The 23,674-nt window shown below is 67.5% G+C and carries 18 protein-coding genes; 9 read left to right on the top strand and 9 right to left on the bottom strand.

Translation table 11 applies throughout. The annotated features are described in order from the left end of the window. Positions 1-51: 51 nt before the first annotated feature. The 7 genes from rseP to lpxB all read left to right on the top strand — a co-directional run bounded on the left by rseP (position 52) and on the right by lpxB (position 8,634). Positions 52-1,188: an RIP metalloprotease RseP gene (gene rseP, locus ACSSVZ_RS22275; protein ID WP_453972977.1), complete on the top strand. Its 1,137-nt coding sequence runs from the start codon at positions 52-54 to the stop codon at positions 1,186-1,188. 553 nt (positions 1,189-1,741) lie between these two features. After that, positions 1,742-3,982: an outer membrane protein assembly factor BamA gene (gene bamA, locus ACSSVZ_RS22270; protein WP_453972976.1), complete on the top strand. Its 2,241-nt coding sequence runs from the start codon at positions 1,742-1,744 to the stop codon at positions 3,980-3,982. A gap of 202 nt (positions 3,983-4,184) precedes the next feature. Continuing rightward, entirely contained in the window at positions 4,185-5,243 is a 1,059-nt protein-coding gene (lpxD, locus tag ACSSVZ_RS22265) for a UDP-3-O-(3-hydroxymyristoyl)glucosamine N-acyltransferase (protein WP_453972974.1), read from the top strand. Between the two features lie 22 nt (positions 5,244-5,265). Beyond that, complete coding sequence (fabZ, locus tag ACSSVZ_RS22260) at positions 5,266-5,730, top strand: 3-hydroxyacyl-ACP dehydratase FabZ (protein ID WP_453972973.1); 465 nt, start codon at positions 5,266-5,268, stop codon at positions 5,728-5,730. A gap of 5 nt (positions 5,731-5,735) precedes the next feature. Continuing rightward, positions 5,736-6,536 carry an acyl-ACP--UDP-N-acetylglucosamine O-acyltransferase gene (gene lpxA, locus ACSSVZ_RS22255; RefSeq protein ID WP_453972972.1) on the top strand — a complete coding sequence of 267 codons (801 nt, stop codon included), beginning with the start codon at positions 5,736-5,738 and terminating at the stop codon, positions 6,534-6,536. Next, positions 6,533-7,420, top strand: a complete 888-nt coding sequence (locus tag ACSSVZ_RS22250) for an LpxI family protein (protein ID WP_453972971.1) — start codon at positions 6,533-6,535, stop codon at positions 7,418-7,420. The genes lpxA and ACSSVZ_RS22250 overlap by 4 nt, the downstream gene beginning before the upstream one ends. Further along, positions 7,417-8,634, top strand: a complete 1,218-nt coding sequence (gene lpxB / locus ACSSVZ_RS22245) for a lipid-A-disaccharide synthase (RefSeq protein ID WP_453972970.1) — start codon at positions 7,417-7,419, stop codon at positions 8,632-8,634. Before ACSSVZ_RS22250 ends, lpxB begins: the two co-directional genes overlap by 4 nt. A 91-nt stretch (positions 8,635-8,725) precedes the next feature. On the opposite strand, the gene gltA is transcribed toward lpxB, so the two are convergent. The 3 genes from gltA to gltX form a co-directional block, all read right to left on the bottom strand. Further along, positions 8,726-10,021, bottom strand: a complete 1,296-nt coding sequence (gene gltA / locus ACSSVZ_RS22240; protein ID WP_453972968.1) for a citrate synthase — start codon at positions 10,019-10,021, stop codon at positions 8,726-8,728. A gap of 473 nt (positions 10,022-10,494) precedes the next feature. Next, on the bottom strand, positions 10,495-11,574 hold the full coding sequence (locus ACSSVZ_RS22235) for a DUF2218 domain-containing protein (protein ID WP_453972967.1): 1,080 nt from the start codon (positions 11,572-11,574) through the stop codon (positions 10,495-10,497). 461 nt (positions 11,575-12,035) lie between these two features. After that, positions 12,036-13,460 carry a glutamate--tRNA ligase gene (gene gltX / locus ACSSVZ_RS22230; RefSeq protein ID WP_453972966.1) on the bottom strand — a complete coding sequence of 475 codons (1,425 nt, stop codon included), beginning with the start codon at positions 13,458-13,460 and terminating at the stop codon, positions 12,036-12,038. A gap of 121 nt (positions 13,461-13,581) precedes the next feature. Here gltX and ACSSVZ_RS22225 point away from each other — a divergent pair, with 121 nt between their 5' ends. Beyond that, positions 13,582-15,909, top strand: a complete 2,328-nt coding sequence (locus ACSSVZ_RS22225; protein ID WP_453972965.1) for a ComEC/Rec2 family competence protein — start codon at positions 13,582-13,584, stop codon at positions 15,907-15,909. Positions 15,910-15,964: 55 nt separating this feature from the next. On the opposite strand, the gene lexA is transcribed toward ACSSVZ_RS22225, so the two are convergent. The 6 genes from lexA to ACSSVZ_RS22195 all read right to left on the bottom strand — a co-directional run bounded on the left by lexA (position 15,965) and on the right by ACSSVZ_RS22195 (position 22,631). Next, entirely contained in the window at positions 15,965-16,675 is a 711-nt protein-coding gene (lexA, locus tag ACSSVZ_RS22220; RefSeq protein ID WP_453972964.1) for a transcriptional repressor LexA, read from the bottom strand. Positions 16,676-17,018: 343 nt separating this feature from the next. Beyond that, a complete protein-coding gene (locus ACSSVZ_RS22215) occupies positions 17,019-18,227 on the bottom strand; it encodes a molybdopterin molybdotransferase MoeA (RefSeq protein ID WP_453972963.1) in 1,209 nt (402 codons plus the stop codon). Beyond that, positions 18,224-18,715: a cyclic pyranopterin monophosphate synthase MoaC gene (gene moaC, locus ACSSVZ_RS22210; protein ID WP_453972962.1), complete on the bottom strand. Its 492-nt coding sequence runs from the start codon at positions 18,713-18,715 to the stop codon at positions 18,224-18,226. Before moaC ends, ACSSVZ_RS22215 begins: the two co-directional genes overlap by 4 nt. A 10-nt stretch (positions 18,716-18,725) precedes the next feature. Next, positions 18,726-19,547 carry an indole-3-glycerol phosphate synthase TrpC gene (gene trpC / locus ACSSVZ_RS22205; RefSeq protein ID WP_453972961.1) on the bottom strand — a complete coding sequence of 274 codons (822 nt, stop codon included), beginning with the start codon at positions 19,545-19,547 and terminating at the stop codon, positions 18,726-18,728. Positions 19,548-19,550: 3 nt separating this feature from the next. Beyond that, a complete protein-coding gene (gene trpD / locus ACSSVZ_RS22200) occupies positions 19,551-20,564 on the bottom strand; it encodes an anthranilate phosphoribosyltransferase (RefSeq protein WP_453972960.1) in 1,014 nt (337 codons plus the stop codon). Positions 20,565-20,732: 168 nt separating this feature from the next. Next, positions 20,733-22,631 (bottom strand): SurA N-terminal domain-containing protein, encoded by a 1,899-nt coding sequence (locus ACSSVZ_RS22195; RefSeq protein WP_453972959.1) that lies wholly within the window; start codon positions 22,629-22,631, stop codon positions 20,733-20,735. Between the two features lie 173 nt (positions 22,632-22,804). On the opposite strand from ACSSVZ_RS22195, the gene tpiA reads away from it, so the two are divergent. Then, positions 22,805-23,548 carry a triose-phosphate isomerase gene (tpiA, locus tag ACSSVZ_RS22190; protein ID WP_453973001.1) on the top strand — a complete coding sequence of 248 codons (744 nt, stop codon included), beginning with the start codon at positions 22,805-22,807 and terminating at the stop codon, positions 23,546-23,548. Positions 23,549-23,674: the final 126 nt, after the last annotated feature.

Below are 23,674 nucleotides of genomic sequence, written 5' to 3'. Positions count from 1 at the left end.
TGGCGAAGGGATCGCCCGGACACGCTGGAAAACCACAAGGGTTGCGCGACGATGGAGTTCATCAGTGGTCTCGGCGGGACGGCGCTGTCCTATATCCTGCCGTTCCTATTCGTTCTGACCATCGTCGTCTTCTTCCACGAGCTCGGTCATTTCCTGGTCGCGCGCTGGTGCGGCGTGGCCGTAGAGACCTTTTCGGTCGGCTTCGGGCCTGAGCTTTTCGGCCGCACCGACCGTCATGGAACGCGCTGGCGGGTCGCCGCCGTTCCGCTCGGCGGCTACGTGAAGTTCGCAGGCGACGAGAATGCGGCCAGCGTTCCCGACCACGAGGCGATCGCGCACATGACGCCCGCGCAGCGGGCTTCGAGCTTCTATCTGAAGCCGTTGTGGCAGCGCGCTGCGGTGGTCGCGGCCGGGCCCGTCGCCAATTTCATTCTGGCGATCGTCATCTTCACCGTTCTGTTCGTTTCGTTCGGCCGGCCGATCACCGCGGCCCAGGTCGATGGCGTCCAGCCGGATTCGCCGGCCGCCGCCGCCGGCTTCGAACCGGGCGACGTGATCGTCGCCATCGACGGGCACGCGATCGAGGCCTTCTCCGATGTTCAGCGGGCCGTCAGCGGCAGTGCCGAACGGCCGCTGGTGTTCACCGTCGAACGCGACTCCGGCACCGTCGACCTCACCGCGACGCCGGAGTTCCGCGAAGTGTCGGACGGTTTCGGCAACACCCACCGCGTCGGTGTCCTCGGCATCAGCCGATCGGCTGACGCGGCCGCCGTCAGCACCAAGACCTACTCGTTGCCCTCGGCATTCGCCGCCGGTGTCCAGGAGACCTGGTTCATCGTGGAGCGGACCGGCACCTATGTGGGTGGCATCATCTCAGGCCGCGAATCGGCCGACCAGCTCGGCGGACCAATCCGGGTCGCTCAGGTTTCAGGTCAGGTCGCAACGCTCGGCATCGTCGCGTTGATCAATCTCGCGGCGATCCTCTCGGTGTCCATCGGTCTCATCAACCTGCTGCCGGTTCCGATGCTCGATGGCGGCCATCTGGTGTTCTACGGGATCGAGGCCGTGCGGGGACGACCGCTCAGCGAGCGGTCTCAGGAGATCGGATTCCGCATCGGACTGTCGCTGGTGGTGATGCTGATGATCTTTGCGACCTTCAACGACATCCGCCAGCTCGCTGGTTCCTGATCGGAAGAGGCCCCGGTGCGGCGCGTCGATACCGCCGATTCCCGCATTCGACGGGCCGCCCGCCGGCCCGTCCAGCGCTTCAGGGCAACCCCGACCAGGCAGAATCGGATCTTAAGCTTAAGAATTCCCTACCACCGGGCCTCTTCCCGGGCATGCTGTGCGGGGAGGGCGGGGCGCCTGCCCGTTGGAGGCCCTCCAAGGCCCCTCCGTGGAACGCGCCTGCATCCCGACGGACGGCCGGAAACCCCGCAATTCTTAACGAGCGTGGCTGCCGGGACACGGTTCCCCCGGATTCGTGGTCGCGCCCTCTGCCGTCGGGTTGCCTCGGGTCCAAAACCCTGCAATACCAACGGCAATCGCTAGATTGTGACGCGTAGGCACGCCGCTGCCAGGCGGCGGAAGATGCGGAGCACCAGAGGGCAAATCCCCCGCAATGCACGCTTGTTCCAACTTGATCCGTAAGTTCGTTTTCATCCTCGCAATTGCGGTGATGGGGGCGCTCACCGTACCCATGGCTTCGCTCGTCGCGCCCAGCGCGGCAGAGGCTGCCAGCGTGCGATCGATCTCGGTCGAGGGTAATACCCGCGTCGATCCTGAGACCGTTCGCGCCTATCTCACCATCAAGCCCGGACAGAATTTCGGCCCGAGCGACATCGACGAATCGATCGCGACCCTCTTCGCGACCGGCCTGTTCGCGGACGTTCAGATCGTCCAGCGCGGCTCGACCCTCGTCGTGATCGTGAAGGAGAACCCGATCATCAATCGGGTGAACTTCGAAGGGAACCGCGGCCTTTCCGACGAGACGCTCCAGGGCGTCGTGCAGTCCAAGCCGCGTTCCGTGCTGACCCGCGCCCGGGTTCAGAGCGACGTCGAGCGCATCCTCGAGACCTATCGGCGCCGCGGCAACTATGAAGCCAGCGTGACGCCGCAGATGATCGATCTGCAGCAGAACCGCGTCGATCTCGTCTTCGAGGTCGACGAGGGTGGCAAGACCCAGGTCGCGCGCATCACCTTCATCGGCAACAAGTCGTTCAGCGACGGCCGCCTCCGCGACATCATCAAGACCCGCCAGTCCGGGTTCCTGGGCTGGCTGCGGACGACCGACACCTACGATCCGGACCGCTTCGCGGCGGACCAGGAACTGCTGCGCCGCTTCTACTACAACCACGGCTACGCCGATTTCCGCATCGTCTCCTCGGTCGCCGACTTCGACCGCGAGCGGAACACCTTCTTCATCACCTACACGCTCGATGAGGGCCCGCAGTACAAGTTCGGTGACATCGAGGTCGACACGACCCTCAGCGATCTCGACCCGGACCAGCTGCGCGGTTCGCTCGATACGCGCGCCGGCAAGACGTACAGCTCCGAGCTGGTCGAGAAGTCCATCGAGAACCTGACGATCGAGGCCTCCAAGCGCGGATATGCGTTCGCTCAGGTCCGGCCGCGTGGCGATCGCGATTTCGAGAACCACACCATCTCGATCAACTACCAGATCGACGAGGGGCCGCGCGCCTACATCGAGCGGATCAACATCGTCGGCAACACTTCGACCCGCGACTACGTCATCCGCCGCGAGTTCGATATCGTGGAGGGCGATGCCTACAACCGCGTCCTCATCGATCGGGCGGAGCGCCGGCTCAACGATCTTGGCTTCTTCGAGACCGTTCGCATCACCAGCGAGCAGGGCACGTCGCCCGATCGCGTGATCGTCAACGTGTTCGTCGAGGAGAAGCCGACCGGCAAGGTGTCGTTCGGCGTCGGCTACTCCACGTCCGACGGCATCATCGGCGACGTCTCGATCGAGGAGCGCAACTTCCTTGGCCGCGGTCAGTACGTGAAAGCCCTCGTCGGCGGTGGCGAGAACACGACCAACGTCGAGTTCTCCTTCACCGAGCCGTTCTTCCTCGGCCGGCGCATTGCGGCAGGGTTCGACGTCTACAATCGGACGAACGATGCCGACAGCACGCAGTCGTATGACCAGGTGCTGACCGGCGGCGCGATCCGCTTCGGCTTCCCGGTCAACGACGACACGACGCTGCAGCCGTTCTACCGGATCTACAACCGTGAGATCGATATCCCCGATTTCACGACCGAGCAGAACTGCTTCGACAACCAGACCAACATCTCGGCGGCAGTCTGCCAGTCGCAGGGCACCACCCTCACGTCGCTGGTCGGCGCCTCGATCATCTACAACACGCTCGACAACTCGATCTTCCCGCGTGACGGCATCTACGCCAAGTTCACGCAGGAAATTGCGGGTCTCGGTGGTGACACGCACTTCAGCCGGACCAGCGGCGAGGCGAGCGTCTACAAGGAAGTCGTTCCGGCTTGGGGTGTCGTCGGCTTCCTGAAGGCCCAGGGCGGCGTGATCCAGTCGCTGAAGGACGGGCTCATGCTGCAGGACCAGTACTTCGTCGGTGGAACCGTGATCCGCGGCTTCGAGACGTCGGGTATCGGTCCGCGGGACGCCTCGACGGGTGACTCGCTGGGTGGCCGCTACTACGTTGCCGGTACCGCCGAGGCGAGCTTCCCGCTGCCGCTCATCCCTGAGGAAATCGGCTTCTCCGGTGCGGTCTTCACGGATGCCGGCTCGCTCTGGAGCGTCGATCCCGATGCCGTCCCGACGGGTGTGGACGTGGTCTCCGACGACTTCGAGCTTCGCTGGTCGGCTGGTTTCGGCATCCTCTGGCGGTCCCCGCTCGGTCCGCTCCGTGCCGACTTCGCCTGGCCGATTGTGAAGAACGAGGCCGACAAGACCCAGGTCTTCCGCATCGGCGGCGGAACGCGCTTCTAGCGTCTTCCGGACCACGGGCTGATTTGATCGACCTGCATTCGCCCGAATGCAGGTCGATCGTTCTTTGTGGCCACGATCGTCTGCCACCGATGCGCAAAATCCGCGAGGCGGAGTCCGGCTTGTGCTGGCGTGTCATCGCTTCAGACCGGACGATCGATCCGATCCGGCCGAAATCGTGTCGATCCGGGAGTGCGCAGCTGTCATGACAGAGCCGGTTTTCTTTCCCGTTCCAGAGCCGCTCCTGCTCGCCGATATCGTGGCCCTGACCGGAGCGGTCATGGCCGATGACGCACCGGCTCGGCATGTGGCCGGCGTTGCGCCACTCGATCTCGCGGGTCCCGACGACATCTCCTTCATCGATGCCAAGAAGTACCGCTCTGCGCTCGAGTCGACGCGGGCCGGATCCGTCTTCTGCCGTGAGGCGGACCTGCCCCACGTGCCCGCAGGCGCGGTCGCGCTTGTCGTCGCGGCCCCCTACCGGTGTTTCGCCGAGGTCGGTGCGCGGCTCTTCCCGAACGCCGTTGCCGCCGCCCCGATGACGCGTTCAGGCGTGTCTCCCGGCGCACATGTCGATCCGGACTCAACGCTTGAGGATGGCGTGACGGTGGAAGCCGGTGCCGTTGTCGGTCCGGATGTCGAGATCGGCTCAGGGACCGTAGTCGGCCCGAACGCGGTGATCGCGCGGGGGTGCCGTATCGGCCGGAACTGCCGGATTGGCGCGGGAGTGACGCTCCAGCACAGCCTGGTGGGGAACCGGGTGATCCTCCATCCTGGAGTGCGGCTTGGCCAGGACGGCTTTGGCTATTCCATGGGGCCGAAGCATGTGAAGATCCCGCAGCTCGGCCGGGTCGTGGTTCAGGATGATGTCGAGATCGGTGCCAACACGACGGTCGACCGCGGATCCTTGCGGGATACGACGATCGGCGAGGGCACGAAAATAGACAACCTTGTCCAGATTGGGCACAACGTGACGATCGGCCGTCATTGCGTGATCGTTGGCCAGGTCGGCATTTCCGGAAGCGCCGAACTCGGAGACTACGTCGTGCTGGGCGGCAAGGCGTCCGTTGGCGAGCATATCAAGCTGGGCATGGGCGCGCAGATCGGCGGGACCAGTGCCGTCAACAACGATGTGCCGGCGGGCGAGCGCTGGATTGGCAGTCCTGCGCGGCCGGTCCGGGACTGGATGCGGTCCCACCGGGCGCTGCTGGCGCTGTCGAAAGGGAAACGTCCGGCCATTCGATCGGACGAGGATCAAGATTGATCGAGTTTGAGGAGGCGTCTGAATGAACGCAATGGGTGAGGGTGGGACGCTTGAGACCGCGGATATCATGCGCGTTCTTTCGTTGCTCCCACACCGGTACCCGTTCCTCATGGTCGACCGTATCGTCGACATGCATGGCGACGAGTCCGGCATCGGCATCAAGAACGTCACCTACAACGAGCCGCACTTTCAGGGACATTTCCCCGGTCAGCCGGTGATGCCTGGTGTTCTGATCATTGAGGGAATGGCGCAGACGGCGGGGGCGCTCTGCGTCGCGGCACGCAGCGACAGCAAGCCGAAGATCGTCTACTTCATGACCATCGACAAGGCCAAGTTTCGCAAGCCGGTGGTTCCAGGCGACGTGCTTGAGTATCACGTCAAGAAGGTCAAGAACCGGCAGAATATCTGGAAGTTTTCCGGTGTCGGAATGGTCGGTGACACCCGGGTTGCCGAGGCCGAGATCTCGGCAATGATCATAGACGAGTAGGTTTTATGGCGAGTATCCATCCCACCGCGATCGTTTCAGATGGCGCGGTGATCGGCAACGATGTGTCGGTCGGCGCCTATTCGATCGTTGGGCCTGAAGTCGTGCTTGGCGACAATGTCTGGGTCGGGTCGCACGTGGTCCTCGATGGCCACACCGAGATCGGATCCGGGACGAAGATCTATCCGTTCGCCAGCCTCGGTTCGCCGCCTCAGGACCTGTCCTACAAGGGGGAGCCGACGCGCATCGTGGTGGGCCGGAACGTGATCATCCGCGAGCAGGTGACGATCAATCCCGGCACGGCCAAGGGGCACCTTCTCACCTCGATCGGCGACGATTGCTACCTGATGGTCGCCAGTCATGTCGCGCATGACTGCCAGCTTGGAAACAACGTCATCCTGTCGAACAACGTCATGCTCGGCGGGCATGTGAAGGTCGGCAACCATGTGATCATGGGCGGCGGATCCGGCGTGCACCAGTTCGTGCGCATCGGCGATCATGCGTTCCTGTCGGGGATGAGTGGCGTCGGGGACGACATCATCCCGTTCGGCAACGTGTTCGGCAATCGTGCGCGGCTGGTCGGCCTCAATCTCGTGGGTCTGAAGCGTCGCGGTTTCGACCGGGAGCAGATCCACACGCTGCGCAAGGCCTACCGCTATCTGTTCTCCGAGGAGGGCACGCACCGCGAGCGGATGGAAGACGTCGCCAACATGTTCGGCGGCGAACCGCTGGTCGAGCTCATTCTCGATTTCATCCGCGGCGGCGGAGATCGCGCATTGTGCACGCCGTGGGGCGTGGGCCACCTTTGAGCGACGGCGCGGCGGTCGATCCGGCGGCTGCGCCGCCAGAAGGCCCCGTCGGCGTCATTGCCGGAGGTGGACGGCTGCCGATCGAGGTGGCGGAGGCGATCGAGGCTACCGGGCGGCAGGTCGTTCTGGCGGGCATCGATGGCGAAGCCGATGCCGTGTTCAGCCGTGCCGATGTGCTTCGCTTTCGGTGGGGCCAGATCGGCGGCGCGATCGACCATTTTGCCTCCCGCAACGCGCGCGACGTGGTGATCGTCGGGACCATCACGCGGCGTCCGGACTTCAAGGCGCTCAGGCTTGATGGGGGGACGTTCCGTCGGCTGCCGCGCATCCTGCAGGCGCTCGTCGGCGGCGACGACTCCGTGGTGCGCAGGGCGCTCGGACTGATCGAGGCGGAGGGATTTCGCGTGCGGGGAATTGGGGAGGTCGCACCGGGCCTGCTTGCCGGTGAGGGAGTCCTCGGCCGACACCGGCCCGACGCCGCCGTGCTGGCCGATGCCGAATTCGCCATGCGTGCGCTGGCGGCGCTCGGACCCTACGACGTCGGTCAAGCAGCAGTCATCATCGACAAGCGCATTGCCGCGCTGGAAGCGGCCGAGGGGACCGATCGGATGCTCGCCCGGATCGCCGACCTGAAGGGATCGGGTCGATTGCCCGACAAGCGCGGAGGCGTGCTCGTGAAGCGCGCCAAGCCCGGCCAGGAACTGCGCACGGAACTCCCCGCCATCGGTCCCCTTACTGTAGCCGCTGCCGCGGCCGCCCGGCTCTCCGGCATTGCCATCGAGGCCGGCCGGACGATCATCGCGGACCGCGTCGAGACGATCGCGGCGGCCGACCGGGCCGGGCTGTTCCTGGTCGGCATGCCGGGCGAAGGACCGGCCACGTGACCATCGACCTCCAGCGGCCCCTCACCGTCTTCCTGATTGCCGGCGAGGCGAGCGGGGATCACCTGGGTGGCGCGCTGATGGCGGCCCTGAGGGCGCACACCGAGGGCCGTGTCGTCTTTGCCGGGGTCGGTGGGGAAGCGATGCAGGCCGAGGGCCTTGAGCCGCTGTTTCCCTTTTCCGACATCACCGTCATGGGGGTCGACGCGATCGTTCGCCGCCTGCCGCAGTTGCTCGCGCGCATCGAGCAGGCGGCATCTGAGGTTGTCGCCGCGCGTCCGGACGTCCTCGTCATCATCGACGCGCCGGACTTCACCCACCGTGTGGCGCGGCGGGTGCGCAAGCGTGATCCCTCGATCCCCATCGTGGACTATGTCAGCCCTTCGGTATGGATCTGGCGGCCGGGACGGGCCCGGGCGATGGCCGCCTATGTGGATCGCCTGATGGCGGTGCTGCCATTCGAGCCGGAGGTGCACGCGCGCCTCGGTGGGCCGCCGACCACCTATGTGGGTCATCCGATCCTGGAGACGCTTACTCTGCCTGCGGGCGACGTCGGTTCCGATGCCGGCACATCCGTCGCCGAGCCGGTGCTGCTGATTCTTCCCGGCAGCCGCTCGTCCGAGATCAAGCAGCTGCTGCCGGTGTTCGGCGAGACGCTTGCGGAGATCCAGGAGCGGATCGGTCCGGTCCGCGCCATCCTGCCGGCCGTCTCCCATCTTGCCGATCGGATCGAGACGGAGGTGGCGACCTGGCCGGTCCGCCCGACCGTGGTGCGCGGCAAGGCCGCCAAGCAGCTGGCGTTTCGCGAGGCGACGGCGGCGCTTGCGGCGTCGGGGACGGTCACCCTCGAACTCGCTGTGTCGGGCATCCCCATGGCGGTCGCCTACAGGCTCGATGGGATCTCCCGCGTCCTGCGCCGGGTGAACCGTGTCGTGCGTTTCGTCAACTACACGACCATGGTGCTCCCGAACATCATCCTCGGAGAACGCGCGATCCCGGATTTCCTGGAAGAGGATGTGACGCCGGACAAACTCGCCGACAGCGTGGTTCCGTTGCTGTCGGATACGCCCGAACGTCGCGGGCAGCTGGACGCCTTTGCCCGTCTCGACGATCTGATGCGGCTGTCCGATGGAGCGCTACCGTCCGAGAAGGCTGCCGCAACCGTGGTCGAGGCCGCCCGGTCTGGACGTCCGGCACTGGCGCCCCCGAAACGCTGACAGACGGCGGTCCGGCCGGAAACCTGGTGCTGCAAACAAAAAAGCCCGCGGAGATCGCTCCCCGCGGGCTTTTTAATGCCGTGCGATCGGATCAGCTGCGCTGGGTGATCGGCACGTAGTCGCGGTGGTCGGCGCCGGTGTAGAGCTGGCGCGGCCGGCCGATCTTCTGATGCGGATCCTCGACCATTTCCTTCCACTGGGCGATCCAGCCGACCGTGCGCGCCACGGCGAACAGGACGGTGAACATGGTGGTCGGGAAGCCGAGCGCCCGAAGCGTGATGCCCGAATAGAAGTCGATGTTCGGGTACAGCTTCTTTTCGACGAAATAGTCGTCGTGCAGCGCGATCTTCTCGAGCTCCATCGCCACGTCGAGCGCGGGGTCGTCCTTGATCCCGAGTTCGGACAGCACCTCGTGGCAGGTCTTCTGCATGATCTTGGCGCGCGGGTCGTAGTTCTTGTAGACCCGGTGGCCGAAGCCCATCAGGCGGAACGGATCGTTCTTGTCCTTCGCCCGTTCGATGAACTCGGGGATCCGGTCGACGGACCCGATCTCATGCAGCATGTTGAGGGCCGCCTCGTTGGCGCCGCCGTGTGCGGGGCCCCAGAGGCAGGCGATGCCGGCCGCGATGCAGGCGAACGGATTGGCACCCGACGAGCCGGCGAGGCGAACGGTCGATGTCGACGCATTCTGCTCGTGATCGGCATGCAGGATGAAGATCCGGTCCATTGCCCGCGACAGGACGGGATTGAACTTGTAGTCCTCGCACGGAACGCCGAAGCACATCTGCAGGAAGTTTGCAGAGTAATCGAGGTCATTGCGCGGATACACGAACGGCTGACCGATCGAGTACTTGTAGGCCATCGCCGCGATCGTCGGCATCTTCGCGATCATGCGAAGGCTGGCGATCATCCGCTGCTGCGGATCGGTGATGTCGGTGGAGTCGTGATAGAACGCGGCAAGGGCGCCGACGACGCCGACCATGACGGCCATCGGGTGAGCATCGCGACGGAAGCCGGTGAAGAACCGGTTCATCTGCTCATGGATCATGGTGTGGTAGGTGACGCGCTGGACGAAGTCGGTCTTCTCGACCGACGTCGGCAGGTCGCCGTAGAGGAGGAGGTAGCAGGCTTCCAGAAAGTCGCCGTGCTCGGCCAGCTGATCGATCGGGTATCCCCGGTAGAGGAGAACCCCTTTGTCGCCGTCGATGAAGGTGATTTTCGATTCACACGCGGCAGTGGACGTGAAGCCCGGATCGTACGTGAATCGGCCCGTTTGCTTGTAAAGCGACTGGATGTCCAGGACGTCCGGTCCGACCGAGCCGGAGTGCATGGGAAAGTCCCAGCTCTCGTCGCCGATCGTCAGTTTCGCATTAGTCCCATCTGCCATAAGCACACCCCAATCTTGGCAAGATCGCAGGGCGGACCGATCCGTGCGGGAGGGCACGATCGCCCATTCACCGCACGCAGACGGCGCCTTGCGATGGGTGGATTGTCGACGCTTGACTATCCCATTTGGGGGTGTGCCGCAAGCACGGTGGCCCCGGGGATCTCATGGTCAGTCTCGGTTGCCCGCCAGTGACTTGCGCCAACGTGGAGCGCGCCACCGTCCCGCCGCGGTTGCGGCCGTGTGCCTTGCGCCATCGCGCGGGAAGACGGCGGCGTTGTAGTCGAACACGAGACGCACGGTTTCCATGGTGGTCGTCGGTTGTGGGACCGGCCGCGAGGGCGCGCCCGTCGCGCAGCATGACCATGTCACAGGCCCCACCAGCGCCGTGAATGCGCCGGGACGGCAACCTGCGGATAAACCGCCTCGAGCCGAAGCTTCCCGTAGGAGGCGATGGGATCGGTGGCCGGTGTGGCTCAGTCGCTGGTGTCGGCGTTGGCCGCGCCCAGTCGCCAGTACGCGACGGCGGTGCGGTCGGTCTTGGCAAAGCTGCGCTCCTTGTCGAGGAAACGGCGGACCTTGCGTGCCGCCGTCTGCTCGCAGGCGCACCAGACATGGGTGCGCGCCGGAGCGGAGGCCCAGTCGATCTCGCGGATGGCAGTTTCCAGAAGGTCCGTCGTGCCCGCCGGTGCGCCGTTGCGCGGCAGCCACGCGATGTCCAGATCGGCGGGAGAGGTGAGCTGCTGCACCTCCTCCATGTCGGCGATCTCGATCCGGACAATGGCGCGGGCGGTGGCCGGCAGCCCCTCCAGCATCCGGGCGATGGCGGGCAGCGCGGTTTCGTCGCCGGCCAGGATGTTCAGGTCGGCGGCGCTGGGAAGGCCGCCACCGCCCGGCCCGAGGATTCCCACGATGGAACCCGGTTCGGCCGTCATGGCCCAGTCCGATCCCGGTGCGCCCTCGTGGACAACCACGTCGATAGCGACTTCGCGGCGGGCGAGGTCGACGCGGCGGATCGTATAGACGCGCGCCAGCAGTTCGTCCTCACCCTTCGGCCAGATGGTGCGCCCGTCGATGGCCGCCGTCGGCCAGACCGGCGGCCGTCCCTTCGGCGGCACCAGCACGCGGATGTGGAAGTTGTCGGCGTCGTAGTAGGCGGCGTCGCCGGTCAGGATGACGCGTTGCATGCGAGGCGAGACCGGCTCGCTGCGCACCACGGTCATCTCCCGGAAATAGGGGATCGTGGTGCTGTCGCCGCCGTGGCCCTCCCAGCTGAAGTCCAGCGTTTCGCCCTCGGCAAATCCGTGCAGGTGCTCGGAAATGACCGACTTCAGGACGAAGAGCCGTTCTTCATACGGGCTGGCGATATCGAAGGCGAGATGCGCCGCCCCGGCCCGGACTTCGGTCGTGCCGTAATAGGAGGTGAAGATCGCCGACGATCCGGATCGGGCGACCTCGAGGTGCTCGCTCATATGGTCGCAGAGCCGGTCCATCATGCCCGCTGGATCGGCGAGCGGCACGCTGGTGCGGGCGGTGAGCGGTGTCATGTCGGTCATGGTTCGGATCCTGTGGCGTCGATGGCGGCGGTGGCGTGGCGCTGCCGGCAGGGCAGCCGCGCAGATTCGCGTGCGTCGTCGCCGTCGACAAGAACTGCTGATGCGATGATCTGGAGGAATTCCAGACTATACTGACGAACTCGCGTGCTTCTGCGCGGGGTTGGGCGCGCAAAGCTACTGCCACGGAATCAATGTTATTTCGATGGAAAAATTACCGCAGTGTTTCATAGGCTTCTGCAGATTTTACTTGGAAGAATTGCAAGGTGATGCTCCGCCGCGCATCGGTGTGCTTGCCGGCGGGCCGGCGCACTGCCGGCGCGGGCCCGCGCACGCCCCCCGAAATGCGGGGAGCGCGGCGCAAGGGACGTCAAGCAGCATGGGGCGTGGGCGTGGGCCGACCGCACGCGCATCCAAGCTTCAGCCTCTCCGGGTCGGACCGCTTGGACTGACCGGAAAAGGCGCTAGCCGGCCGCCTGTTCGCGGATGCGGGCGAGGCTTTCGTCGCGGCCCAGCGTCTCCAGCACGTCGAAGACGGGCGGCGAGGTCGTCTTGCCGGTCAGCGCGCAGCGCAGCGGCTGGGCGACCTTGCCGAGCTTCAGGTCGTGCTGCTCCGCGTAGGCGCGGACAGCGGCCTCAGTCTCCGCAGCCGTCCAGTCCGGCAGCGCGGCGAAGGTCTCGGCGAGGGCGCCCAGATGTCCGCGGGCGTCGGCGTCGAGGATCTTGGCCGCCTTCTCGTCGAGGTCGAGCGGCCGTGTCGCCCAGACATAGGCAGCCGATTCCAGAAGGTCGACCAGCGTCTTGGCGCGCTCCTTCAGGCCGCCGAGCGCGTGCATCAGCCGGGCGCGTACGTCCGCGGTCAGGACGGCCTGGATGTCGGCGCCGCCCTCGATGTGCGGCAGCAGGGCATCGATCGCCGCCATCAGCTCCGCGTCGTCGGTGCTGCGCAGATAGTGGCCGTTGATGCTCTCCAGCTTGGCGAAGTCGAAGCGCGCGGCAGACCGGCCGATCTGCGCGAGGTCGAACCATTCGACCATCTCCTCGGTGGAGAAGATCTCCGTGTCGCCGTGGCTCCAGCCGAGGCGGACGAGATAGTTGCGCAGCGCCGACGGCAGGTAGCCCATCGCTCTGTACGCCTCGACGCCCAACGCCCCGTGACGCTTCGACAGCTTGGCGCCGTCGGGCCCGTGGATCAGCGGAATGTGCGCCCAGGTCGGCACGTCCCAGCCCATCGCCTTGTAGATCAGCGTCTGTCGGCCGGCGTTGGTCAGGTGGTCGTCGCCGCGGATGACGTGGGTGACGCCCATGTCGTGGTCGTCGACGACGACGGCCAGCATGTAGGTGGGCGATCCGTCGGAGCGCAGGATGACCAGATCGTCGAGGTCCTTGTTGGGGAAGGCGACGCGCCCCTGCACCTCATCCTGGATGACCGTCTCGCCGTCCTGGGGCGCCTTGATGCGCACGACGAAGGGCGCGCCCGCCGGCGCCTCGGACGGGTCGCGGTCGCGCCAGCGTCCGTCGTAGCGCGGCGGGCGGCCTTCGGCGCGTGCCGTCTCGCGCATCTCGGCGAGTTCCTCGGCGGTGGCGAAGCAGCGATAGGCGTGGCCGCGCTCGAGCAGCGCATGGGCGATCTCGGCGTGGCGCTCGGCACGGGCCGACTGGAAGATCGGTTCGTCGTCCCAGTCGATGCCGAGCCAGGCGAGACCGTCCAGGATCGCGGCGATCGCCGGCTCGGTGGAGCGTTCCTTGTCGGTGTCCTCGATGCGCAGCAGCATCTTGCCGCCGGTGTGGCGGGCATAGAGCCAGTTGAAGAGCGCGGTGCGGGCGCCCCCGATGTGCAGGAAGCCGGTCGGGGAGGGGGCGAAGCGCGTAACAACGGGCGCCGACATTCTTACCTCTTTCGGTTTTTCAGTTTTCGCGCATTCTACCAGAGAGCGAGCGCGCGACGTGCTCAAGCGTGGGTCGTGTAGCACGGCCGCGCGACCGCACCCAAGCGTTGGGAGGGTTCAGGTGGCGTTGCAGCCGGGTGCTGTGGGCGCGCGCAGTCGCGGCGCCGTGGCGAGACGGGTCGGTCTGCCGGTGCCTGGGGCGCCGCTGCCGGTCCGTCTGCGCGTCGCCGCCGGCCGCTTCTCCAATTGGCTGGCAGACTGCCTGCGCAGCGACCTGGACCGGGGACGGGGTTTCCTGTGGATCCCGGTGGCCTTCGCGCTCGGCGTTTCGGTGTATTTCGCGCTGCCGCGCGAGCCTCATTGGCCGACGCTCGCAGCCCTCGGCCTTGCCGCCGCTTGCGCCGCGGCCCGGGCGCGCAGCGCTCCGACCGCGTTTCCGGCGCTCGTTCTGGTGACCGCGATGCTGGCCGGGCTGGCGCTGGCATCGGCCCAGACCGCGCGGGTGGCGGCACCGGTCATCAGAGGCGAACGCACCGTGGAGCTCGACGGGTGGGTCGAAGCGCGCGAACCGCGCCCGGACGGTGCCGTCCGCTACATCGTGCGGGTTCATCACCTGAAGGGCCTCGGCCGGCCCCGGACCCCCGCGCGCGTCCGCTTCACCGCGCGGGGAAAGGGGCCGGCTCCCAGGGTCGGAGACGGCATCGCCGTGCTTGCCCGGCTGGCGCCGCCGCGTGGCCCGGTCGAGCCCGGAGGCTACGATGGGGCCCGCAGCCTGTTCTTCGAGGGCATTGGCGCCACCGGCTTCTCGTACGGGATGCCGAAGGCGGCCGATCTCGGACCGGCGCCGGCGGACATCCGCCTGCGCGCCATGGTCGCTCGGGTCCGCGACGGGATCGGCACACGGCTGCGCGCGGCACTTCCCGGCGAGAACGGGGAGATCGCCGCGACGCTTCTGGTGGGCGACCGCGGCGGGATTCCGGAAGAGACCCAGGATGCCATTCGGCTCTCCGGCCTTGGCCACATCCTGGCGATCTCCGGTCTGCACATGGCGCTGGTGGCCGGGACGATCTTCGGCACCGTGCGCTTCGTGCTCGCGGCCATCCCCGGCCTCGCGCTCAGGCGGCCGATCAAGAAGTGGGCGGCCGTCGCAGCCCTCATGGCGGGGCTGGTCTACCTGATCCTTTCGGGCGGTGCCGTCGCCACCATCCGCGCATTCGTGATGGCGGCCGTGGCCCTTCTGGCCGTCCTCGTCGACCGGCCGGCGCTGACCCTTCGCTCCGTTGCGGTCGCTGCACTTGTCGTCATGATCCTCGATCCGGCCGCCGTCCTCAGTCCTGGCTTCCAGATGTCATTCGCCGCGGTCATCGCGCTCGTCGCCGCCTACGAGTGGCAGGCGACGCGCGAGCGCTCCGGCGGCGGGGATCGCAACGCGGGCCATGGACGACGCGTCCTGCGCACCGCGGCGCTCTGGATGGGCGGCCTGGCACTCACGTCCTTTGTCGCAGGGCTGGTCACCGCTCCGATCGGGGCGCTGCATTTCCACCGGCTGGCGCCGCTTGGCCTTCTGGGCAACCTGTTGGCGATGCCGTTCGTCAGCCTGATCGTCATGCCGTTCGGGGTCGTCTCGGTGGCGCTGATGCCGCTCGGGCTCGACCCGCTGGTGCTCCCGATCATGGGCCTGGGCCTCGACGCGGTGGTGGGGATTGCGGAGTGGGTGGCTGGTCTCAGCGGCCAGACCGGCGGCGTGGGCCGCATGCCGGCCGCAGCCGTTCTCGCAATGACAGGCGGGCTGCTCTGGCTGGCGCTCTGGCAGGCCGGCTGGCGGCTCCTCGGCGTGGTCCCGATCGCTGCCGGCCTTGCGATAGCCCCGCTGGGCTCGAGCCCTGACCTGCTCATTTCCGACGACGGCCGCGCCGTTGCGGTGCGGGGAACCGACGGGCGCCTGAGGATCGCAACGGCGCAAGGCGGGGCGTTCGCCGCGGCCATGTGGCTTAGGGCGGATGGGGACACCAGAGATCCACTGGACCCGGCGGTGCGGGATGCGGTGCGCTGCGACGATCTCGGCTGCACGCTGACGCTCCCGGCACCGATCGGGCTCAGGCGTGGCAGGGAAGCCGGCGCAGCGGCAAACAGGCCTGCCACAAACGCCACCGACGGGATCGTCAGCGTTGCGGTGAGTGTCCGCAAAGCAAGGCCGCCACCGGTCGCGGCCTTCGCCGAGGATCCGGCCGCCTTCGTCGAGGATTGCGTCCGCGCGGAGATCCTGATTACCCGCCACGACGCCCCGCCGGGCTGCTCGGGCCCGCGTCTGATCGTCGACCGCAACCTCCTGCGTCAGGCGGGCGCGCTCGCGCTCACCTGGCAGGACGATCCGCCGTACTATCGGCTGCAGCATGCCCGGCCGCGGACCGCGCGTCCCTGGACTGCGACCCCGGTGGTTCGGCGCTGACGAGCCGTCATCTCCGCCAAGGCTGCCGTCGGCTACGCGCGGCCATCGGCGGATCTCAGTACTTCCGGAACAACGCCACCAGCTTGCCCTGGATGCGGATGCGGTCGGGACCGAAGATGCGGGTCTCGTAGGCCGGGTTGGCGGCTTCCAGGGCGATCGATGCCCCCTTGCGGCGCAGCCGCTTCAAAGTGGCTTCTTCGTCGTCGACGAGAGCGACCACGATGTCGCCGTTGTCGGCCGCGTCCGAGCGCTTGATCAGCACCGTGTCGCCGTCGAGGATGCCTGCCTCGATCATCGAATCGCCGTGGACCTCGAGGGCGAAATGCTCGCCACCGCCGATCAGGTCGGCCGGAACCGTGATCTGATGGCTTTCCTGCTGGATCGCCGCAATCGGGACACCAGCCGCGATCCGGCCCATGACCGGCACGCTGTAGCCGCCCGATCCGCCGTGGTCGGCCGGAGCCGGAGCAGGCGGCGCCTTGCCCCGGGACCCTTCTATTACCTCCGGCGAAAAGCCGCGGGAGCGGTTGGCGCCAAGCGAGGGGTTCGACGATTCCGGCAGGCGGATCACTTCCAGAGCCCGCGCCCGGTTCGGCAGGCGGCGGATGAAGCCGCGCTCTTCCAGCGCGGTGATCAGGCGGTGAATGCCGGACTTCGACCGGAGGTCGAGCGCATCCTTCATCTCGTCGAAAGAGGGTGGAACGCCGCTTTCCTTCAGCCGCTCGTGGATGAACATCAGAAGTTCATGTTGCTTGCGGGTCAGCATGAATTCGGCCCCACCCCTCGGGTCAGCGATGCATCGCGTGTGCGGTACAAATCAGGAACGAACGCTACACGTTCCATATGTGTTCCGCAACGGTTAATGTTCGGTTTGCGTCCTGCAGGCCCAGAGCGGGAACAGGTCGCGGCCGGATCGTGGCCGGGACGGGAGGCGCAATCTGTGCGATTCGAGCGGTGGGGGAAAGCGGAAAGGGAATGGTCGGCCGCCCGGCGCGGACAATCGTCCGATCATCGGGTGGGTGTGCCTTCCACAAAAGGCGGAACGGCTCGCTGTCGGCGGATCGCACCGCCGCAAGCCGTCCTGGTCGCTCCGGCCAGCGCGCGGAGCCTCAGAGCCGCAGGATGCGGCAGAGGCTGCCGGCTTCTGCCGCCGGTGCGTTGGGTGGACGGACGATCAGGGCGCCGGAAGCCGCGAGCGTCGACAGCATCGAGGAATCCTGAAGCGAAAAGGGATCGGCCTCCGGCAGGCCGTCGTCGCGCTCGGTGAGGCGGGCGCGCACGTAGTCTTCGCGGCCGTCGTTGGCGGGCATGCGGTGGGTCAGCCGCGCCGCCGCGTAGGCGGGGCCCGGTGCCGCGTCGCCCTGCAGGGCGCGCACCAGCGGGATCAGGAACAGCATGGCACAGACCAGGCTCGACACCGGATTGCCGGGCAGGCCGAGGACCCGGATGCCGCCGAGGTGGCCGAAGATCAGCGGCTTGCCGGGGCGCATGGCGATCCGCCAGAACCCGAGCTCCATGCCGACGTCGGAGAATGCCTTGCGCACCAGGTCGTGGTCGCCGACGGAGGCGCCGCCCAGCGTGACGAGAATGTCGACGCCGCGATCCCGGCCGTCGGCAAGCGCGGCAACGGTCGCCGCGTCGTTGTCGCGGACGATGCCGAGATCGATCGGCTCGCCGCCGGCTGCCGTGATCAGGGCGGCCAGCGCCGGCGTGTTGGAGGCGACGATCTGATCCGGGCCGGGTGCCTCTCCCGGCGCCACGAGTTCGTCGCCGGTGGCGATCAGGCCGACCTTCGGCGCCCGGCCGACCGGCAGTGTGGCATGGTTCATGGCGGCAGCCAGTGCGACGTGGCGCACGTCTAGGCGGGTCCCGCCGGCAAGCAGCGCGGCGCCGGTCTCGAAATCAAGCCCTGCGCGGCGGATGTGGCGACCGGGCTGGGCCGGCACTGTCACCCGGACCGTCTGCGGGTCCACCGTCTCGGTGTTTTCCTGGATGAGGACGGTGTCGGCGCCGTCCGGCACCGGCGCCCCGGTGAAGATGCGCACGGTCTCGCCGAGCGCCAGGGTGCCGGCATAACGGCGGCCGGCAACCGACGCGCCCACCAGATGCAAGGTTGCGCCCGCCTCGGCCGCGTCGACGGCGCGCACGGCATAGCCGTCCATGGCGGAAGCGGCGAACGGCGGCTGCTGCCGGGTGGCGGAAATATCTTCGGCAAGCACCCGGCCGACGGCGTCGGCGAGCGGGACGTGGACGACGCCGAGCCGGACGCTGCCGGCAAGCACGCGCGCCCGCGCCTCCTGGACGGGGAGGAGGCTCACGTGGCCGGCCCCGCGCGGTAGTCGCCCGAGCGGCCGCCGGATTTCGCCAGCAGGCGGATGTCGCCGATCACCATCTCGCGCTCCACCGCCTTCGCCATGTCGTAGATCGTCAGGCAGGCGACGCTCGCCGCGGTGAGGGCTTCCATCTCCACGCCGGTCTTGCCGTCGACGCCCACGGTGGCGGTCACCCGCAGACCGGGCAGCGCCGGATCGGCCTCGATGTCGACCTTGACGGAAGTGACCGGCAGCGGATGGCAGAGCGGGATCAGCTCGTGGGTGCGCTTGGCTGCCATGATGCCGGCGATGCGCGCGGTGGCGAGCACGTCTCCCTTCTTCAGGTTGCCGGCGCGGATCAGCGCCAGCGTTTCGGCGCGCATGGTGACGCTGCCGGTTGCCGTGGCCTCGCGGCGCGTGGCGGACTTCTCCGACACGTCGACCATGCGGGCGGCACCGGTCTCGTCCAGATGGGTGAGGGTGTCGCCTGCCATCGGGCCCGATCTACTCGGCCGCCAGCCGTACGCCGACGGTGGCGCCGTCGAGCAGGGTGCGGGTGGCGGACTCCACGTCGTCCTGGCGCATCAGGCTCTCGCCGACCAGGAAGGCGTCGACGCCGACGGCGGTCAGCCGCGCGATGTCGCCGGGGGTGGAAATGCCGGATTCGGCGACGATCATCCGGTTGCCCGGCACGTGCGGCGCCAACGTCTCGGTGGTTTCCAGCGCCGTCTCGAAGGTCCGCAGGTTGCGGTTGTTGATGCCGACGAGGGCAGCCGGGATCTCGGCCGCGCGCGCCAGCTCGTCGGCGTCGTGGATCTCGATCAGCGCGTCCATGCCGAGGTTGTGGGCCGTCTCGACCAGCCGCAGGGCGGTGTCGTCTTCGACGGCGGCCATGATCACCAGGATCGCGTCGGCGCCCCAGGCGCGCGCCTCGAACACCTGGTAGATGTCGAACATGAAGTCCTTGCGCAACACCGGCAGCGCGCAGGCGGCGCGGGCGTCGCGCAGGAACTCCGGCGCGCCCTGGAAGGACGGCTCGTCGGTGAGCACGGACAGGCAGGTCGCGCCGCCGGCTTGATAGGCGGCCGCCAGCGCGGCCGGATCGAAGTCCTCGCGGATCAGGCCCTTCGAGGGGCTCGCCTTCTTGATTTCGGCGATCAGCCCCGGCCGGCCGGACTGGACGGTGGCTTCAAGGGCGGCCCGAAAGCCGCGGGGGGCGGGGGCGTCCCGCGCCAGGTCCTCGAGCGCGGACAGAGGACGCACCTCTTTCGCAGCTTCGATCTCCTGGCGCTTGTACGCTTCGATTTGGGTCAGAATGTCGGTCATGGGTCACTCGTTCGATGACGTCACCAGCCTGCCGAGAACGTCCAGCGCGCGGCCACTGTCGATGGTCTCTGCCGCGAGCGCCGCTCCTTCGCGGAGCGTGTCGACCCGGTCGGCGACGATGAAGGCGGCGGCCGCGTTCATCAGAACGATATCGCGGTACGCGCCGGGCTTCCCCTCAAGCACGTCGCGCAGGGCTGTGGCGTTTTTGTGAGCATCGCTCCCGATGAGCTGGTCGAGCGGCCAGCGCGGAAGCCCCGCGTCCTCGGGCGTGACGGTGAACGTGCGGACCGCGCCGTCCTCCACCGCCGCGACCCGGGTCTCCGTGGTGACGGTCACCTCGTCGAGGCCGTCGGCGCCGTGAACAACCCAGACCTTCTCCGATCCGAGCTCCCTGAGCGCGTGGGCGATGGGCTCCACCCAGCGTCCGTCGAACACGCCGACGAGCTGGCGTTTCACGCCGGCCGGATTGGAAAGCGGTCCCAGGATGTTGAAGATCGTGCGGGTGCCCAGCTCCACGCGCGTCGAGCCGACGTGCTTCATGGCGGCGTGATGGGCGGGAGCGAACATGAAGCCCAGGCCGGCATCGCGCACGCAGCGGCCGATTGCGTCCGGACCGAGCTCGATGTTGATGCCGAGAGCCGCCAGAACGTCCGCGGCGCCGGACTTGGACGACAGCGCCCGGTTGCCGTGCTTGGCGACGGGAATGCCCGCGCCGGCGACCACGAAGGCGCTGCAGGTGGAGACGTTGTAGCTGCCCTTGGCGTCGCCGCCGGTGCCGACGATGTCGATCGCGCCCTCCGGCGCGACCACGCGGAGCATCTTCTCGCGCATGGTCTCGACCGCGCCGGCGATCTCGTCGATCGTCTCGCCGCGCACCCGCAGCCCCAGCAGCAGCCCACCCATCTGCGACGGCGTCGCCTCGCCCGACATCATGATGTCGAAGGCCCGCCGCGCTTCGGCGCGGTCCAGCGGGTCACCCTGGGCCACCTTGTTGATCAGGCCCTTCAAGTCGGACATCGACCGCTCTTCCCTTCGTCGTTCGTCCGCGCAAGCCGGTGTGTTCCGAGCGTGGCTCCCGTCGGCAGCCTTCTGCGACCGGGCGGACGCCAAGATCGACTGGATCTAGCGCAAATCGGCGCCTCCGGCCACGCGCCGCGACCGGCGACGCGTGGCCAGAAACGCAGACTACGACCCGGCGCCGCCGGCGGGCACGCCGACGATCTGGTTCAGCATCTGCTGGTTGACCGTGACGCCGCGCTCGCGCTCGAGCGCCGTCACATATTCGCTGACCAGCGCATCGCCCAGCGAGCGCTGCAACCGCTGTCGCGCGGGTTCGTTGTCGGACGCCTCGGCGAAGAAGGCGGGCTTGTTCACCGCGGTCACCTGCAGCACCAGGTGGCTCTGGTCGGCGGCGACGACATCGGCGACATGGCCCTGCGGTCCTTCGAACGCGGCCGAGACAGCGGCCGCTGAAAGACCGTCGGGAGTGGCCTGGCGCTGGAAGGGCTGGGAGGTCTTCACCTCCGCCCCGATCGACTCGGCGACCGTCTCCATCGGCTCGCCGCCGCGGATGCGCTCCGCAGCCGTCTTGGCGACGTCCCCTGCTTGGGTCTTCAGCTGGTCGGCCGTCCAGGCGCCGATCACCTGGCCGCGAACCTCGTCGAGCGGCCGGTCGCGGGCAGGGGTGATGTCGGAAACCCGGTACCAGACGTAGTCGCTCTGCCCGACCTGCACCGGCGGATTGTCCACGCCGACCTCGGTCTCGAAGGCGTCGGCCAGCAGATCGTCCTTGGCAGGCAGGTCGACGGGGCTTCCGTCCGGAGCGTTGCCGGCCTGGTTCACGTTGGCAACTTCGCGAAGCGGTATCTTGAAGCGGTCCGAGACCTCCTGCATCGTGGCTCCGCCCGCGAAGGCGTCCTCGATGGAATCGTAGAGATCCAGCACTTCGCGCTGTGCGTTGTCGGTGGCGATTTCCTGGCGGATCTGCTCGGACACCTCGGCGAACGGCTGCCGGTCGGCCGGAACGATCTCGGTGACCCGGACGAGCACGGTGCCGAACCGGCCATCGACGACGGCCACGCCGGGCTCGGACATGGCAAAGGCTGCGTCGGCGACCGCCGGATCGATGATGGCGTCGCGGGCAACGGTTCCAAGGTCGACGTCGGACATCGTCCGGCCCGCGCCGCTTGCGATTTCTTCCATCGGCGTGCCGGCCTGCAGCGCCTGCTCGGCCGCTTCGGCCTTCGCCTGGTCATCGAAGATGATCTGCTGCACAGCCCGCTTCTCCGGCGTCCCGAACCGGTTCGTCTGGCGATCATAGTCGGCGCGGGCCTGTTCTTCGCTCACCGTCGACGGGTCGGCCAGCGTCGCGGGATCCACCCGCAGGAGCGTCAGGGCGCGAAATTCCGGTGCGGCGAACTGGGCCTTGTGGGCGTCGTAGAACGCCGTCAGCTGCTCGTCGGTAGGATCGGCGAGGGCGGGGAGGTCGTCCCGGTTCACGGCGAAGTAGCTGATCGTGCGCTCCTCGTTGCGGAACTCGTTCACCGCCTCGAGGTACGGGGTCGGCACCGCAAGGCCGCCGAACAGCCCGTCGACGAGCTGCCGCCGGTCCATCCGCTTGCGTTCGTCCTCGATATACGCGTCTTCGGTCATGCCGTTCGTGGCGAGGAGGCGCTGGAACCGGCTGCGATCGAACTGGCCGGATACGCCCTGAAAGGTGGGCTCGGAGCGGATCTGCTCGGCAACACGTTCGTCGCCGACGTTGATGCCGAAGGTATTGGCGGCGTCCGTCAGCAGCGCGTCGGTGGCCAGCGACGACAGGATCTGCTGGGGCAGTCCGTACTGGATCGCCTCGTCGGCCGGGATCGGCCGTCCCATCTGTTGGCTCAGGCGCTGCACCGCGCGCTCGTAGTCCCGCTGGAATTCCACCGCGGTGATCTCGGTGTCGCCCACCTTCGCCAGCTGGTTCACGCCGAACCCGCGGAAGATGTCAGCGATTCCCCAAATGCCGAAGCTGACGACGAGGAGGGCGATGAAGAGTTTGGCGACCCATGTGCCGGCGCCGCGCCGCATTTGCGTTAGCATTTGGAATAAGATGACCGTTTGAGGGTTCGAAGGGCTTCGTCGAGGTCGCGGATCATAGAAAGCGTGACCCCGCCCGGCAAGCGTGTGGACTTTGCGCGGCCGAGGGTTTTTCCTGACGGTTGGATGTGGGCCGATCGGCGGCCGATCACAATGCTTTGGTAGGAGAGTTTCGCGTGACGTCCACGCTTATCGCCGGCAACTGGAAAATGAATGGTCTCGCCAGCTCGATCGGGGAGCTGGAAGCCGTGATCGCGGGTCGCGACGACGTGCCCGCAACGGTCGACATGCTGCTCTGCCCGCCAGCGACCCTGGTCGCTGCCTTTGGGATCCGCGCCCGCAATACCGGCGTCTCGATCGGTGGCCAGGACTGCCATACCGCGGAAAAGGGCGCTCATACGGGCGATATCGCAGCCGAGATGCTGGCGGATGCCGGTGCCGACCATGTCATCGTCGGGCACTCGGAGCGTCGTGCCGATCACGGCGAGACCGATGCGGTGGTCAAGGCGAAAGTCGAGGCCGCGTGGCGGGCAGGCCTCGTGGCGATCGCCTGCGTCGGGGAGACGGAGGCCGAACGCGATTCAGGCAGCACGCTCGAGGTCGTTCGCACCCAGCTCGCCGGATCCCTGCCGGACGGCGCGACATCCGACAACCTTGTCGTGGCTTACGAACCGGTCTGGGCCATCGGCACCGGCCGGACTCCGACCGTGGACGACGTCGCCAAGGTTCATGCAGCGATTCGCAGGGTCCTGCAGGATCGATTCGGTGAGGACGGCGCGGCGATGCGGATCCTCTACGGCGGCTCGGTGAAGCCCGACAACGCGGCCGAGCTTCTCGCCGTCGACCACGTCAACGGCGCGCTCGTCGGCGGCGCCAGCCTGAAGGCCAGCGACTTCCTGGGCATTGCCAGAGCGGGATGAACGAGCGGCGGTGAGGGAGAGCGGCAGCGGACTTTCCGCTCTTCCGTCACAGTGAGCTGTTAGAAACAATCGTGCGCGCGTGCCAAGGGCTTCGACCCAGGGCATCGCCACCCAAGGGAGCGCCGA

This window comes from Amorphus sp. MBR-141, assembly GCF_053628695.1.
Note: the sequence above shows the minus strand (reverse complement) of the source record. Positions and strands in the feature narration are given on the sequence as shown.

Bases quoted from the DNA above. Each gene is read 5' to 3' on its own strand.
- rseP (WP_453972977.1), top strand. From the start codon at position 52: ATGGAGTTCATCAGTGGTCTCGGCGGGACGGCGCTGTCCTATATCCTG.
- lpxD (WP_453972974.1), top strand. From the start codon at position 4,185: ATGACAGAGCCGGTTTTCTTTCCCGTTCCAGAGCCGCTCCTGCTCGCC.
- fabZ (WP_453972973.1), top strand. From the start codon at position 5,266: ATGAACGCAATGGGTGAGGGTGGGACGCTTGAGACCGCGGATATCATG.
- lpxA (WP_453972972.1), top strand. From the start codon at position 5,736: ATGGCGAGTATCCATCCCACCGCGATCGTTTCAGATGGCGCGGTGATC.
- gltA (WP_453972968.1), bottom strand. From the start codon at position 10,021: ATGGCAGATGGGACTAATGCGAAACTGACGATCGGCGACGAGAGCTGG.
- ACSSVZ_RS22235 (WP_453972967.1), bottom strand. From the start codon at position 11,574: ATGACCGACATGACACCGCTCACCGCCCGCACCAGCGTGCCGCTCGCC.
- gltX (WP_453972966.1), bottom strand. From the start codon at position 13,460: ATGTCGGCGCCCGTTGTTACGCGCTTCGCCCCCTCCCCGACCGGCTTC.
- lexA (WP_453972964.1), bottom strand. From the start codon at position 16,675: ATGCTGACCCGCAAGCAACATGAACTTCTGATGTTCATCCACGAGCGG.
- moaC (WP_453972962.1), bottom strand. From the start codon at position 18,715: ATGGCAGGCGACACCCTCACCCATCTGGACGAGACCGGTGCCGCCCGC.
- trpC (WP_453972961.1), bottom strand. From the start codon at position 19,547: ATGACCGACATTCTGACCCAAATCGAAGCGTACAAGCGCCAGGAGATC.
- trpD (WP_453972960.1), bottom strand. From the start codon at position 20,564: ATGTCCGACTTGAAGGGCCTGATCAACAAGGTGGCCCAGGGTGACCCG.
- ACSSVZ_RS22195 (WP_453972959.1), bottom strand. From the start codon at position 22,631: ATGCTAACGCAAATGCGGCGCGGCGCCGGCACATGGGTCGCCAAACTC.